This window comes from Spirilliplanes yamanashiensis (genome assembly GCF_016863475.1).
In the GTDB taxonomy this organism is placed as follows: domain Bacteria; phylum Actinomycetota; class Actinomycetes; order Mycobacteriales; family Micromonosporaceae; genus Spirilliplanes; species Spirilliplanes yamanashiensis.
Genome location: NZ_BOOY01000036.1, coordinates 94074 through 106662, shown reverse-complemented (window position 1 = coordinate 106662; position 12589 = coordinate 94074). Strand labels below are relative to the sequence as shown.

General features: G+C 77.8%; 14 protein-coding genes. 9 read left to right on the top strand and 5 right to left on the bottom strand.

Features of this window, described 5'->3' with window-relative positions:
• Positions 1 to 49 precede the first annotated feature (49 nt).
• Positions 50 to 388 carry a hypothetical protein gene (locus Sya03_RS31285; RefSeq protein ID WP_239107827.1) on the top strand — a complete coding sequence of 113 codons (339 nt, stop codon included), beginning with the start codon at positions 50 to 52 and terminating at the stop codon, positions 386 to 388.
• Positions 389 to 570: 182 nt separating this feature from the next.
• Here Sya03_RS31285 and Sya03_RS25390 read toward each other — a convergent pair whose 3' ends face one another.
• Entirely contained in the window at positions 571 to 1863 is a 1293-nt protein-coding gene (locus Sya03_RS25390; protein WP_370871968.1) for an AAA family ATPase, read from the bottom strand.
• 111 nt (positions 1864 to 1974) lie between these two features.
• On the opposite strand from Sya03_RS25390, the gene Sya03_RS25385 reads away from it, so the two are divergent.
• Positions 1975 to 3000, top strand: a complete 1026-nt coding sequence (locus tag Sya03_RS25385; RefSeq protein ID WP_203940923.1) for a beta family protein — start codon at positions 1975 to 1977, stop codon at positions 2998 to 3000.
• Here the strand turns inward: Sya03_RS25385 and Sya03_RS25380 are convergent.
• Entirely contained in the window at positions 2993 to 3271 is a 279-nt protein-coding gene (locus tag Sya03_RS25380) for a hypothetical protein (RefSeq protein WP_203940922.1), read from the bottom strand. The two genes, Sya03_RS25385 and Sya03_RS25380, sit on opposite strands and share 8 nt — an antisense overlap.
• Before the next feature lie 26 nt (positions 3272 to 3297).
• Between Sya03_RS25380 and Sya03_RS25375 the strand changes: the two genes are divergently transcribed.
• The 4 genes from Sya03_RS25375 (at position 3298) to Sya03_RS25360 (ending at position 7339) form a co-directional block, all read left to right on the top strand.
• A complete protein-coding gene (locus Sya03_RS25375; RefSeq protein WP_239107826.1) occupies positions 3298 to 4146 on the top strand; it encodes a bifunctional DNA primase/polymerase in 849 nt (282 codons plus the stop codon).
• A gap of 37 nt (positions 4147 to 4183) precedes the next feature.
• Positions 4184 to 4792, top strand: coding sequence for an ArsR/SmtB family transcription factor (locus Sya03_RS25370; protein ID WP_203940921.1), 609 nt, complete (start codon positions 4184 to 4186; stop codon positions 4790 to 4792).
• Positions 4789 to 5493 (top strand): SRPBCC family protein, encoded by a 705-nt coding sequence (locus Sya03_RS25365; protein ID WP_203940920.1) that lies wholly within the window; start codon positions 4789 to 4791, stop codon positions 5491 to 5493. The genes Sya03_RS25370 and Sya03_RS25365 overlap by 4 nt, the downstream gene beginning before the upstream one ends.
• Before the next feature lie 67 nt (positions 5494 to 5560).
• Positions 5561 to 7339 carry a SpoIIE family protein phosphatase gene (locus Sya03_RS25360; RefSeq protein WP_203940919.1) on the top strand — a complete coding sequence of 593 codons (1779 nt, stop codon included), beginning with the start codon at positions 5561 to 5563 and terminating at the stop codon, positions 7337 to 7339.
• On the opposite strand, the gene Sya03_RS25355 is transcribed toward Sya03_RS25360, so the two are convergent.
• Both Sya03_RS25355 and Sya03_RS25350 read right to left on the bottom strand, forming a co-directional pair.
• Positions 7336 to 8784: a hypothetical protein gene (locus Sya03_RS25355; protein WP_203940918.1), complete on the bottom strand. Its 1449-nt coding sequence runs from the start codon at positions 8782 to 8784 to the stop codon at positions 7336 to 7338. The two genes, Sya03_RS25360 and Sya03_RS25355, sit on opposite strands and share 4 nt — an antisense overlap.
• Complete coding sequence (locus Sya03_RS25350) at positions 8781 to 9833, bottom strand: hypothetical protein (RefSeq protein ID WP_203940917.1); 1053 nt, start codon at positions 9831 to 9833, stop codon at positions 8781 to 8783. The genes Sya03_RS25355 and Sya03_RS25350 overlap by 4 nt, the downstream gene beginning before the upstream one ends.
• Positions 9834 to 9945: 112 nt before the next feature.
• On the opposite strand from Sya03_RS25350, the gene Sya03_RS25345 reads away from it, so the two are divergent.
• Entirely contained in the window at positions 9946 to 10227 is a 282-nt protein-coding gene (locus Sya03_RS25345) for a DUF427 domain-containing protein (protein ID WP_203940916.1), read from the top strand.
• Positions 10228 to 10284: 57 nt separating this feature from the next.
• Here the strand turns inward: Sya03_RS25345 and Sya03_RS25340 are convergent, their stop codons facing one another.
• Complete coding sequence (locus Sya03_RS25340) at positions 10285 to 10767, bottom strand: YbaB/EbfC family nucleoid-associated protein (protein WP_203940915.1); 483 nt, start codon at positions 10765 to 10767, stop codon at positions 10285 to 10287.
• A gap of 167 nt (positions 10768 to 10934) precedes the next feature.
• On the opposite strand from Sya03_RS25340, the gene fxsA reads away from it, so the two are divergent.
• Both fxsA and Sya03_RS25330 read left to right on the top strand, forming a co-directional pair.
• Positions 10935 to 11123: an FxSxx-COOH cyclophane-containing RiPP peptide gene (fxsA, locus tag Sya03_RS25335; RefSeq protein WP_203940914.1), complete on the top strand. Its 189-nt coding sequence runs from the start codon at positions 10935 to 10937 to the stop codon at positions 11121 to 11123.
• Between the two features lies 1 nt (position 11124).
• Complete coding sequence (locus Sya03_RS25330) at positions 11125 to 12555, top strand: aKG-HExxH-type peptide beta-hydroxylase (protein ID WP_203940913.1); 1431 nt, start codon at positions 11125 to 11127, stop codon at positions 12553 to 12555.
• The last annotated feature ends 34 nt before the right edge of the window (positions 12556 to 12589 follow it).

The following is a 12589-nucleotide window of genomic DNA, read 5'->3' as shown; positions in this document are numbered from 1 at the left end:
GCCGATCAGCACGGTGGTCTGCACGCTCCACCGGTCGGCGGACGTGAGCATGGGGACGAGCCCGAAGTACCAGACGACGGTGGCGCAGCCGAGGAACGCGATGGCCCGGTCGAGCAGCAGCCGCCAGGCGTCGGAGCGGGCGGCCCGGCCGACGGGGACGCGGGCGACGGCCCACATGGCGACGACGAACGCGAGCGCGACGGGGGCGGCGACGGCGACGGGCATGGACGGCGGCGGCCCGCCGCCCGGGGTGTGCAGCAGGACGTACCCGGCGAGCGCGGCGTACCCGGCGGCGAGCAGCAGCAGGGCGAACCCGATGGCCCGCCAGAAGCGGTGGGCGGCGGGGGCGAACGTCACCTGGGCGCGCAGGCGGCGCACGGCGGCGTAGGCGGCGGCGGCGCCGAGCGGCATGGCCAGGTAGCCGAGCACGACGTGGCCTGCGCCGACGGTGGTGTGCAGCGCGAACCACACGGCGCTGGCGGCCGCCAGGCCCGCGGTGAGCCACACGTACCGCACCGGAGCTGCGGTCGCGGGTGCCATGCCCGGTTCATCGGCAGGCGCGGCGCCGACCTAAGCGGCCAGGTGGGCGAGCAGCGACTGGTTGGCCTCCCAGCCGTCCGGGAACTTCACCGGCACCCCCAGGTGCACCGGTTCGGTGGACGGGTGGGCGTCGAGCAGCTCGGCGATGCCGGCCCGGGCGACGACGACGCAGGCGTGCCGGTGCCGGGAGGTGAGCACGCACAGCCGCCCCGACTCGAGGTGGAAGGCGGTGGCGTCGCGCCGGCCGGAGAGCGGGTGCAGGACGATCGTGAGGTCGTACTCGCGGCCCTGGAGCCGGTTGGCGGTGTCGACCGTGACGTCGCGGGCCTCGGCCGGCAGGAACGACCGGATCGCGGCGACCTGGTCGCGGTGGGCGGCGCCGACGGCGACGCGCGCGGCGGTCAGCGGCGCCACGCCGGCCTCGGAGGTGGTGACGCCGCCGGCGGTCAGCGCGGCGGCGGCGAGGCCGGCGCAGGCGGCGGCCGCCTCGGCGTCGGTGCGCAGGGTGAACCGGGCGGGCAGCTCCTCGTAGCCCCAGCCGGTGGCGGCGGCGCGGGCGAGGGCGGGCGGCACGTCGCCGGCGAAGTGCAGCCGCCGGTCGCCGGGGCCGGTGCCGGACCGGAAGCCGGTGAACGGGTAGAACGCCGAGGCCACGACGGGCGCGGCGGACGCGGGCAGCCGCCACGACACGGGCAGCCGGTGCACGGGCAGCTCCGGGTTGTGCCGCAGCAGCACGGCGACCGCCGACTGCATCGGGTCCCACGACAGGCCGGTCCACCGGTCGAGCTCGACGGTGGAGAACGGGTCGAGCTGGCCGGGGTCGCCGACGAACAGGGCGCGGGCGAACCGCGGGGCGACGCGCAGCAGGGCGTCGGAGCGCATCTGGTACGCCTCGTCGACGATCGCCCACGGCCAGGTGCCCTCGGTGACGGTGGCCCACTTGGCGGCGGTGCCGATGGTGACGGCGGGGTCACCCAGATCGGTGACCTTCGCCGCGACGCGGCAGGCCGGGTGGGTGCGCACCCGGTCGGACGGGGCGTAGTCGACGGCGGACAGCCGGCCGACCCGGATCTCGGGCGACCGGGCGCCGAGGCGTTCGATGAGGTCGTCGACCTGCTCGTTGGTCTGCGCGACGATCATCAGCGGCTCGCCGGCGGCGGCGAGGACGCCGGCGGCGCGCACGACCAGCGTCGACTTGCCCGCGCCGGGGGGCGAGTCGACCACGACGCCGCGGTGGCCGGCCGACGCCAGGTCGGCGAGCACGGCGTCGACGACGGCCGCCGCCTCGGCGGCGGGGGCGGGCACCTGCGCAGCTACGGACACCGGCAAACCGTAGCGGCCGGCACCGACGGAACGCGTCCAGCGGCTCACCGTCGCGTGATCCGGACCGGATCGGGCCCGCACCGGGGAGGTACCGGTCGCTACGTTGGGTGTATGCCCGCGCGCGACCCGGCCCGAGAGGGGGGTCCGGCCGCCTACCGGCCGGTCCTGCGGGCGCGGCGGGGCGAGCTCGTCGCGCTGCACCACCTCGACCCGGGCCAGGCGGCCCGGGTCGCGCCGGTCCTGGAGCCGGTCGCCGCGGCGCAGGGCGCCGAGGAGCTGACCCGGCTGCTGCGCGAGCTGCCGCCGGCCACCCCCACCGTTGCGGTCGACACCAGCGTCACCGGCGGCGACCCGCTGCTGCTCGGCGAGCGCCTCGGCGAGCTCGGCATCGCCGCCGAGCCGGTGCTGCGCTCCTGGGACGACGACCGCCGCCTCGCCCAGGCGGGCCTGGCCGCGAAGCTGTTCGGCGGCCGGGCGGTGTTCCGGTTCCAGCCGTACGTGGACGTGCGCAACGCCCCGGCCGCCACCGAGCTGTGCCGGCACGTGTGGAGCACCGCCGACCTGGCCGCGGAGCAGATGGACCTGCTGGTCGACCTGGCCGACGTGGGCTGCGCGGCCGGCGCGGCCCGCTTCGGCGACCGCACCCGGCGGGTGCTGCGCTGGGCGCGCGGCCACCCGTGGCGGTCGATCACCCTGGTCGCGGGCGCGATGCCCGCGAACCTCGACGAACTGCCCAGCGACGAGGCCGTCGCGGTGGAGCGCTTCGACGCCCGGTTCTTCGCCGCGGTCGCCGACGAGGGCATCGGGTACGGCGACTACGGCGTCACGTCCCCGCTGCGCCGGCACGGCGTGCACCACCGCCAGCTGCCCACCCTGCGGTACGCGACCGGCGCCGAGTGGTGGATCTACCGCTGGTCGCGCCGCGGCGGCCGCCCCGACGACCGCTGCCACGACCTGTGCCGCACCCTGGTCGGCGCCGCGCACTGGCCGGCCGCGGGGGCCCGCTTCTCGTGGGGCGACGCGATGATCGCCCGGCGGGCGCGGACGGCCCCGGGGGCGGGCAGCCCGGCGAGCTGGATGGCGTGGAGCACGTCGCACCACATCGCCCAGGTGCTGACGGAACGCGCGGTCAGCTGAGGTCCCACTCCCCCACGGACCGGCCGAGGTCGTTCTCCAGGTGCAGCAGCCCGCCGCGCTCCGCCACGTCGAAGTGCATGAGGCCCGTGGCGGTCTCGCCCTCGGCCAGCGCCTCGAAGTAGGGGAAGTCATCGCCCGCGAGCTGGCTGTTGCCGTTGCCGGGCGGCCGGGACCGCACGCAGCCGCCCCGGTGGTAGGTGACCCCGACGACGGTCACCCGGGCCCGCCCGCCGTCGCCGCCGGCGACGATCAGCGGCTCGCCGACCGCCACCCGCCGTCCCTAGTACACTTGTTCGAATGGAGGACGTGCTCCTCGCGGTGGCGCTGGCCTGGGCCCGGCGCGGGGTCCCCGTGCTGCCGCTGCACGCTCCCGAGCCCGGCGGCGGCTGCGACTGCGGACGGCCCGGGTGCGAGCGGCCCGGCAAGCACCCGTGGCTGCGCCGCGGGCTGACCGACGCGAGCACCGACCCGCGGCGGGTGGAGCTGTGGTGGGCGCGGTGGCCGCGGGCGAACGTGGGGCTGCGCACGGGCGTGGCGATGGACGTGGCGGACGTCGACTCGCCGGAGGGGCTGGCGGCGCTGCGGCACCTGCTGGGCGGCGACCTGCCGCGGGCGCCGCTAGCGCGGACGGGGTCGGGCGGGTGGCACGTGTGGTTCGCGCCGACGGGGCACGGCAACCGGGTGCGGCTGCTGCCGGGGGTCGACTGGCGCGGCGCGGGCGGTTATGTGGTGGCGCCGCCGTCGCGGCACGCGAGCGGGCGGGCGTACACGTGGGTGGTGGCGCCGGGCGCGGCGCGGCCGGCGGCGGTCCCCGGGGCCCTGGCCGAGCTGCTGGCCGGACCGGAGCCGCCGCCGCGCGGCCGGCCGGTGGAGGTGGCGCACCCCCGGCGGTACGCGCGGGCGGCGCTGGAGGCGGAGGCGGAGCGGGTGGCGTGGGCGGTGCCGGGCACCCGCAACGACACGCTGAACCGGGCGGCGTTCGCGCTGGGGCGGCTGGTCGGGGCGGGCCTGCTCGACGAGGCCACCGCGCGGGCCGAGCTGGCGCGGGCGGCCCGGCGGTCGGGGTTGGGGCGGGCCGAGACGCGCCGCACGATCCGGTCGGGGCTGACGGCAGGGCGGCGCACCGGGTGGTCGCGCGCCGCGTAATTGACAAATGCGTTTGTCGAAAGGCACGATCGGGGGCGTGACCACCGTCGACGTGCTCAGCGAGCGGGACCGCCTGCGCGGCACCCTCGGCCCGCTGCGTCGCCGCATCCTCGAGGCGCTGCGCGAGCCCGGCTCCGCCACGACCGTGGCCGCCCGGCTCGGCGAGACCCGCCAGCGGGTCAACTACCACCTGCGTGAGCTGGAGAAGGGCGGGCTCGTCGAGCTGGTCGAGCTGCGCCCCCGCCGCGGCGTCACCGAGCGGGTGCTGCGGGCCACCGCCGGGGCCGTCGTGCTCGCGCCCGAGGTCGTCGGCGACCTCGGCGCCGCCGGGCAGGACCGGTTCGCCGCCGACACCCTGCTGGCGATGGCGGCGCGGACGCTGCAGGACGTCGCGGCGATGCGCGAGCGGGCCGGCGCCGCCGGCAAGCGGCTCGTCACGTTCGCCGTCGAGGCCGACGTCGGCTTCGCCGAACCGGCCGACATCGAACGCTTCGCCAGCCGCCTCGCCGCGGCCGTCGCCGACCTGGCGGCCGAGTTCGCGCCGCCCGCCGGCGCGGACCCCGCCCGCCGCTACCGGCTCACCATCGGCGGACACCCCGCCGCGCCCGCGCCACCCACCACCACACCGCAGGAGTCAGCGTCATGAGCGAGAGCGGACACCAGCCCTCCGGAGACCCGAAGCCCTTCCACGTCGAGACCCGCATCGCCGCCCCGCCCGCCGACGTCTGGCCGGCGCTGACCGAGCCGGAGCACGTCCGCCGCTGGTTCGGCTGGGACTACGACGGCATCGAGCCCGAGATCCGGCTCATCTTCGTCGACGAGCCGAAGCACGAGGACGGCCGCCGGGTCGTCTGGAGCGACGGCTCGTACCTGGAGATCGAGGCCGACGGCCCGCACTGCGTCGTGCGCGCCGTGCTGCCCGGCGACCTCACCGACGCCCGCTGGGACGACGTCTACGACGGCATCGAGGAGGGCTGGCGCGCGTTCCTGGTGCAGCTGCGCCACCTGCTCGAGACCCGCCCGGAGGGCCGCCGCCGCACCCTGTTCCTCACCGGGACCGTGACCGGCCGCGAGCTGCGGGCCGCGGTCGGCGACGGCGCGCCCGTGCACGAGGCCGACCGCCAGTTCGCGCTGGTCGACCCGCACGGCCACCTGGTCGTCGCGGCGTCGCAGGCCCGGCTCGCCGAGGACCGCGCCGCGACCGCCAGCGTGACCGTCTCCACGTACGGGCTCGACGACGACGCGTTCGCCGCGGTGCGCGAGCGGTGGGCGTCCCGGTGGCGCCCTGCCGCGCCGGACGCGGCGGTGACGAGCGGGTCCGAGCCGGTGCCGCCGGGACTGTTCTGAGCAGCGAGGTAGCCTGTCGGCGGGCGGTGAGCGCAGGCCGTCCGCCGACGGCGACCAGAGGTGGGTGATGGAGGCTCGACCCGACGGCCTCGCCGACCCCGACCGGCTGCTCGCCCTGCGCCGCTCCTGCCTGGCCAGCGCCCCCGACGAGGCGTTCGACCGCTTCGCCCGGCTCGTGAAGAACCTGCTCGACGTCCCCGTGGCGCTCGTGTCGCTCGTCAGCGACGAGCGCCAGTTCTTCCCCGGGCAGGTCGGGCTGCCCGAGCCGTGGGCCGCCGCGCGCGAGACCCCGCTCAGCCACTCGTTCTGCCGGCACGTCGTCGTCGACGGCATCCCGAAGGTCTTCCCCGACGCCCGGCTGTACGCCCAGGTCCGCGACAACCTCGCCATCCCCGACCTGGGCGTCGTCGCGTACGCCGGCTTCCCGCTCACCGACGCCGACGGCCGCACCCTCGGCTCGCTGTGCGCCATCGACAGCAAGCCCCGGGCGTGGACGAAGGAGCAGCTCGCCACGCTCGCCGACCTGGCCGCCGCCTGCTCGTCCGAGCTGCGCCTGCGGATCGCCCGGGAGGACGCCGACGAGGCGCGGCACCGGGCCGAGGCCGCCAGCGCCCAGCTCGGCATGCTCACCGACATGACGGAGATGCTCGCCGGCCGGCTCGACGCCGCCGACGCGCTGCAGACCCTCGCCGACGCGATCACCCCCCGCCTCGCCGACTGGTGCCTGGTGTCGCTGATGGACGCCGACGGCCGGCCCGGCCGCATCGCCGCCGCGCACCACGACCCGGCCAGCCGGGCCGACCTGCTGCGCCTGGTGGAGCTGCTGCCCGACGGCCTGCTCGACCGGGCGCCCGCCCGCACCGCGCTGCGCACCGGCCGCCCGGTCCGCAAGTCCGACCTGCAGCCCGCCGACGAGGGCCGCCTCGTCTCGCCCGAGGTCCTCGAACTCGGCCGCCGGCTCGGCAACGCCTCGCACGTCACGGCCCCGATCACCGCGCCGCGCACCGGCCGCGTCCTGGGCGTCGTCAGCCTCATGAACGGCCCCGGCAGGGCCCCGTTCACCGAGGCCGAGGTCGACACGGCCGTCGACATCGGCCGCCGCGCCGGGCTCGCCCTCGACAACAGCCGCCTGTACGCCGAGCAGCGGCACGTCGCCGAGGTCCTGCAACGCAGCCTGCTCACCGAGCTGCCGGCGATCCCCGGCCTGGAACTGCACGCCCGCTACCTGCCCGCCCAGACGGGCGCGGCGGTCGGCGGCGACTGGTACGACGCGTTCGCCCAGCCCGACGGCACCGCCGTCCTGGCCGTCGGCGACGTCTCCGGCCACGACGTCGAGGCCGCCGCCGCCATGGGCCAGCTGCGCAACCTGGTGCGCGGCGACGCGTACGGCCGCCTGGACGACCCGGCGTCCCTGCTCACCCAGGTCGACCGCGCCGTCCGCGGCCTGCGGATGCGCACCACCGCCACGATGGTCCTGGCCCGGGTCCGCCGCATCGGCGACGCCCACCAGGTCATCTGGTCCAACGCCGGCCACCCGCCGCCGCTGCTCCTGCTGCCCGACGGCGCCGCCGAGGCGTGGTGGACCCCGCCCGAGCCCCTGCTGGGCCTCCCCAGCCGCCGCCTGCGCCGCGACCACACCCGCACCGTGCCGCCGGGCTCGACCCTGCTCCTCTACACCGACGGCCTCGTCGAGGACCCCGACGAGGTCCTCGACGTCGGCATCGGCCGGCTCCGCGACCAGCTGGCGGCGGGCGCCGACCTGGACCCCTCGGACCTGGCCGACCACCTGCTCAAGGTCGCCACCCGCCACGACGACGACATCGCCCTGCTGCTGGTGCGGTTCTAGGCCCACTCCTCCGCGGCCTCCGCCGGCGTCGGCTGGGCCGGTGGGGCGGGCGGGCCGCCGTGGGTCCACGGGGTGCGGTCCGGTTCGGGGAACGCGCCGCCCGGCCGGTACGCCTCCGTCAGCGTCGTGTAGAGCACCGTGTCGCCGACGGCGGGCACGCTGCCCGGCTCGGCGACCAGCTTGCGGCCCATCCCGCCGGACAGTTCCAGCAGCACGTCCGTCTCGTCGCCGGCCGGCGTCACCGAGATGACCGTGGCCTTCTGGGACGGGCGGTCCGGGCAGGTCAGGGCGGTGCCGGCGGACGCGCGGACGGGTTCGGCGGTGCGCACGATCAGCCGGGGGCGCAGCACGGGGCGCTTGCCGGTGTCGTCGACGCGGTCGGCCTTGGCGTGGGTGACGACGCCCTCGAACGCCTCGCCGGTGAGCCGGTGCTCGGCCATGACCAGCGGGTCGTCGAAGGCGCGCTGGGCGGCGTACCGGGCCTGGACGTTCTCGAGGCGGTGCAGGCGGGCGGCCGCGGCGACGGCGGAGTCGCGGCGCGGCTGCGGGGTGCCGGTGTCGCGCAGGTGGGCGACGTAGCCGGAGAAGGCGTCGCGGTCGGCGTCCCACCGGCCGGCGACGCGGGCGCCCGGGGGCAGCGCGCGCAGCAGGTCGACGGCGCGCCACATCAGGTCCCAGGTGGGCAGCAGCTGGTCGCGCAGCGCGTCGGCCGGGTCGGCGCCGGCGGACAGCAGCGGCGCGAGGACCCGGTTGTCGAAGTCGGGGTCGGTGGCGGGGCCGGCGGGCGGCAGCTGCTCGGCGCGGCGGGCGGCCTCGGGGCCGGTGAGCGGGCCGGGGTCGATCCAGCCGAGCAGCGCGCCGAGCTGGGCGTCCTCGGCGCTGCTCTGGCCGGTGGCCCAGTGCAGGGCGAGCGCCTGGGTGGCGGCGACCAGCAGGGCGGAGCCGGGCACCTCGGCCTGGGTGGCGAGGAACGTCAGCCACCGGCCGAGCAGCGGCACGGCGGGCGGCACCGGGTGGTCGCCGTCGGTGCGGCGGAACCGGGTGGAGCGGCCGAACAGGCGCAGGAAGTCGACGCCGCCCGGGTTGGGCACCCACACCTGCGGCGCGTCGAGGTAGCGGTGCCGCACGTCGCGGCCGCGGTCGACGGCGACGGCCTCGCTGGGGCCGATGTGCGACTCGGCGTAGCCGACGACGATCTCGGCCAGCTCGGCGGCGAACGCGAAGCGCAGGTCGCGGTTGCGCGGCTGGGCCACCACGAGCAGCCGGGGCGCGGCCCGGTCGCGGCCGGCCAGGGCGGCGAGCGGGGCGTTCGGCTCGCCGGCCATGACGACCGGCACCAGCACCAGCGGGTCGGGGTGCACGTGCAGGTGGCGGACGGTGGCGATCGGCTGGGCCCGGCCGGCGGCCACGGCCTCCGCCCGCGCCAGCGCGGTCAGGGTGCTCACAGACCCACGGCCGCCGCGCGGAGGCGGGCGGCGGCGCGCAGCAGGGCGGCCGCCTCCTCCTGGCCCGGGCCGGGGGCGCGGGCGCCGGACGCCAGCTCCAGCACCTCGCCGATCGTGTCGACGCCGCCGAGGGCCTCGCGGACCGGGCGGCCGAGCGCCGCCGTGGTGCCGGTCGCCTCGTGCCGGCACAGGTACGCCAGCTCGCACGCCGACAGGCACTCGGGGGCGTACCGGGCGGTGAGCCGGGCGACGGCGGCGGCCAGCTCGGCGCCCGGCAGGGCCAGGTCGAACGACAGCCCGGGCGGCAGGTCGGCGGCCAGCGCGGACACCCCGGCGAGGCGGCGCAGCTGCCGGGTCAGGGTGCCGAGCTGCTTGCGCACGTCGAGGACGACGGCGGTGGGGCGGAACGCGAAGTTCTCCGGGCAGACGAGCACCACGTCGTGGCTGACCAGGTCGTCGCCGAGCAGCCGGCGCAGGGCCAGCACGTACACGGCGGCCTGGACGGCGGCGGCGGACACCTTGGCGCTGTCGGCCTGGCCGTCGACGATGGCGAAGGACTTGATCTCGACGACGTGGAAGCGCCCGCCGACCCGCGCGGCGACCAGGTCCGGTTCGAGGAACACGGTGCGCCCGGCGACGTCCAGCGACAGCAGCGGGTGGTCGACCAGGGCGGCGCCGGCGCCGGTGAGCAGCTCGGCGGTGGCGGCGTGCCGGGCGGTGAGCGTGGCGTCGTCGTCGGCGCCCAGGTCGGCGTACGACTCGGGGACGTCGTGGCCGAGCGCCCCGGCGAGCAGCTCGCGCAGCAGCCGGCCGGAGTCGGCCTTCAGCTGCGCCTCGAACGCGTTGCCGCGCGACAGCGCGAAGCCGGACTGGCCGAACGGCGCCGGGTGCCCGGCCCGCTCGGCGAGTCCCTGCTTGTCGACGCCGGCCGCGTCGAGCACGGCCCGCCGCGTGCATCCCGGGTTGGCGGTGAGGGCGGCGATGGTGCGCGCGTTGTGCCGCCGCGCCGGCCCCGGGCCGCGCAGCCGGTCGAGTACGGCGTCGGTCATCGCGCCAGCTTAGGACGTGCCCGCCCGGCAGCCGTTCCGGCGCGCTTCACTCCCTGGCGCAGGAAAACCCGCATCGCGGGCGGCGGACCAGGGCCCGCGCTACGTTCGGGACATGAAGGCCATGTGGAACGACGAGATCATCGCGGAGAGCGACGACACCGTGGTCGTCGAGGGCAACCACTACTTCCCGCGGGAGTCCCTGCGGGAGGACGTGCTGAAGCCGTCGGAGACCCACACCGTCTGCCCGTGGAAGGGCCGCGCCTCGTACTACACGCTGCAGAAGGACGACGTCCAGAGCCAGGACGCCGTCTGGTACTACCCGGAGCCGAAGCCCGACGCGAAGGCCGTCCGCGACCGCGTGGCCTTCTGGAAGGACGTCAAGGTCGTCGCCTGAGTCACCCGTCCGGTACGGGGCGCACGCCGCGCGTGCGCCCCGTGTGCTGTCCGGGGGTCAGCGCCGGTCGGCCTGGTGCGGGAACGACGGGCGGCTGGGGAAGCTGCCCTGCTCGCCGAAGCTGGGGAACGGCTTCGGGGCGGGCATGACGGGCTCGGCCGGGTCGGCGGCGGGCTCCGGGAAGCGCTGGGCGAAGCTGTCGAGCACCGCGCGGCCGGTCTCCGACTCGCCGCCGACGGTGTCGTCGACCGCGGCCGCCACCTGCGTCGTCAGGTTGGCCTGGGCCCGGCGCATGGTCCGCACGATCTCGCCGGCGAGCTCCGCGCCGGTCATCCGCTGCACCCGGTCGGCGAGCTGCAGGTCGGTGAGCGCGCCCGAGCTGCCGACGGTCACGCGGATCGCGTCGCCGGCGCCGGTCGCGGTGGCGGAGATGCCGGCCACCCGGTCCGCGAGCGCGGCGGCGGCGTCGGCGCGGCCCGACGGGCGGGCGCTCCAGGCACGCAGCCGGTCCTCCGCGTCGTCGAGGTCTGGGCCAAGCACAGGGATGTCTCCTCGTCGGTCAGTCCTGTCCACTGGCGGACCATTCGATCACGGAGGCCCAAGCCGGTCCAAACAGCCCACCGGGCGTGCCCGGGCGCACGCACCGCGAAGCGCGGGCCGTACCGTGACAACCACCTGATCGTGGGACGGCCGGCGAGGGAGGACGGGTGGACGAGGCAACCGGTGACGGGGCCGGCCCGGCCGTGTGGCGGTCCACCCTGGTCGACGTCACGGAGCTGTCGCTGGCCGAGCTGGCCGCGACCGGCGACGACGTCCTGGCGCACGCGCTGCGCCGGCTGGCCGCCGACCTGGAGTCCCCGGACGAGCCGATCGCCGGCTTCAACTCGGCGTTCTGACATGCCGTCGCCGCTGGCCCTGTCCGACGCGGAGCTGGTCGCGCTGGGTGCGGGCCGCGCGGGGCGGGCCACGGTCGACCGGCTGCGCCGCGCCGAGCTGGGCCGCACGATGCTGCTGCTGCGCGAGATCGCCCGGGCCGCGCCGCGCACCGGCGCCCGGTGGTACGCGGAGCTGGCCGACGCCGAGCGGCGCGCCCCCGGCCGGGTGCGCGCGGCGCTGGCGTACCCGCTGACCGGGGCGTGGGCGGCGCACCACCTGGCCGCACTGCGCACCGGCGACGCCGCCGCGGAGCTGCCGGACCTGCTCGCGGACCGGCCGGTGCGGCGGCTGACCGCGGCCCGCGACGGCCTGACCCTCGACCTCGCCCTCGACGACGCCGCCCCGGCGCGCGGGCTGCTCGGCCTGCCGCCGGCCGGCCCGCTGGGCGACGGCGACGCGGAGCGCTGGCAGAAGCTGCTGGCCGAGGCGTGGCCGCTGCTGGTGGACGGGCACCGGCCGTGGGCGCGGCTGGTCGCGGACGTGCTGGTCTGCGTGGTGCCGGTGCGCCCGGACGCGGGGGCGCGCGGGATCAGCGCCACGTCGGCGCACGCCTTCGGCGGGGTGGCGCTGTCGGAGCCGGCGGACGCGGCGGCGTTCGCGGCGGGGCTGCTGCACGAGACCCAGCACAGCGTCCTGAACGCCGTCCTGCACCTGATCGACCTGGTGGAGCCGGGCGGCGAGCGGGGCTACTCGCCCTGGCGCGACGACCCCCGCCCGGCGACGGGGGTGCTGCACGGGGCGTACGCGTACCTGGCGGTGACGGACTTCTGGCGGGCCGGGCCGGGCCCGGCGGCGGCGTTCGAGTTCGCCCGGCGGCGCTCGGCGGTCGCGGCGGCGGCGGCCGGGCTGCGGGCGGACGGCCGGCTGACGGCGGCGGGCGAGCGGTTCACCGCGGCCCTGGCCGCGCGGGTGGCGCCCTGGCTCGACGTGCCGGTGGACCCGGTGGCCGGGCGGCTGGCCGCCGGCGCGAACGCCGACCACCGGGCCTGCTGGCGGCTGCGCAACCTGGCCGTCGACCCGGCCGCCGCGCGGGCGCTGGCGGCGGCGTTCGCGGCGGGCGACCCGCCCGGGCCGGCGCCGGTGGCGCTGCGGCCGGCGTCCGGCCGGGCCCTGGAGCGCAACCCCCGCCTGGACGCCGCCCACGCGTACCTGGCCGGTGGCCCGCCGCCGCCCGGCCCGGACGGGGCGTGGCTGCGCGGCGACGTGGCGGCCGCCCGCGCCGGGTACGTGGCCCGGCTGCGCGCCGACCCCGGCGACGACCACGCGTGGGCGGGCCTGAGCCTGGTGACGCCCGGCCTGGACCGCCCGGAGGCGGCCGCGGCGGTGTGCCGCGCGGCCGGCCCGGACGCCGACCCGCCGGCGGTGGCGGCCTGGCTCACAGCCCCGGCCTGAGCATCTGCTCAGGTCAGCGGGCACCGGGCCGATC

Excerpts from the sequence above, each read along its gene's own strand:
- Sya03_RS31285 (WP_239107827.1), top strand. The coding sequence starts at position 50 with ATGGGGACGAGCCCGAAGTACCAGACGACGGTGGCGCAGCCGAGGAAC.
- Sya03_RS25385 (WP_203940923.1), top strand. The coding sequence starts at position 1,975 with ATGCCCGCGCGCGACCCGGCCCGAGAGGGGGGTCCGGCCGCCTACCGG.
- Sya03_RS25375 (WP_239107826.1), top strand. The coding sequence starts at position 3,298 with ATGGAGGACGTGCTCCTCGCGGTGGCGCTGGCCTGGGCCCGGCGCGGG.
- Sya03_RS25365 (WP_203940920.1), top strand. The coding sequence starts at position 4,789 with ATGAGCGAGAGCGGACACCAGCCCTCCGGAGACCCGAAGCCCTTCCAC.
- Sya03_RS25360 (WP_203940919.1), top strand. The coding sequence starts at position 5,561 with ATGGAGGCTCGACCCGACGGCCTCGCCGACCCCGACCGGCTGCTCGCC.
- Sya03_RS25350 (WP_203940917.1), bottom strand. The coding sequence starts at position 9,833 with ATGACCGACGCCGTACTCGACCGGCTGCGCGGCCCGGGGCCGGCGCGG.
- Sya03_RS25345 (WP_203940916.1), top strand. The coding sequence starts at position 9,946 with ATGAAGGCCATGTGGAACGACGAGATCATCGCGGAGAGCGACGACACC.
- Sya03_RS25330 (WP_203940913.1), top strand. The coding sequence starts at position 11,125 with ATGCCGTCGCCGCTGGCCCTGTCCGACGCGGAGCTGGTCGCGCTGGGT.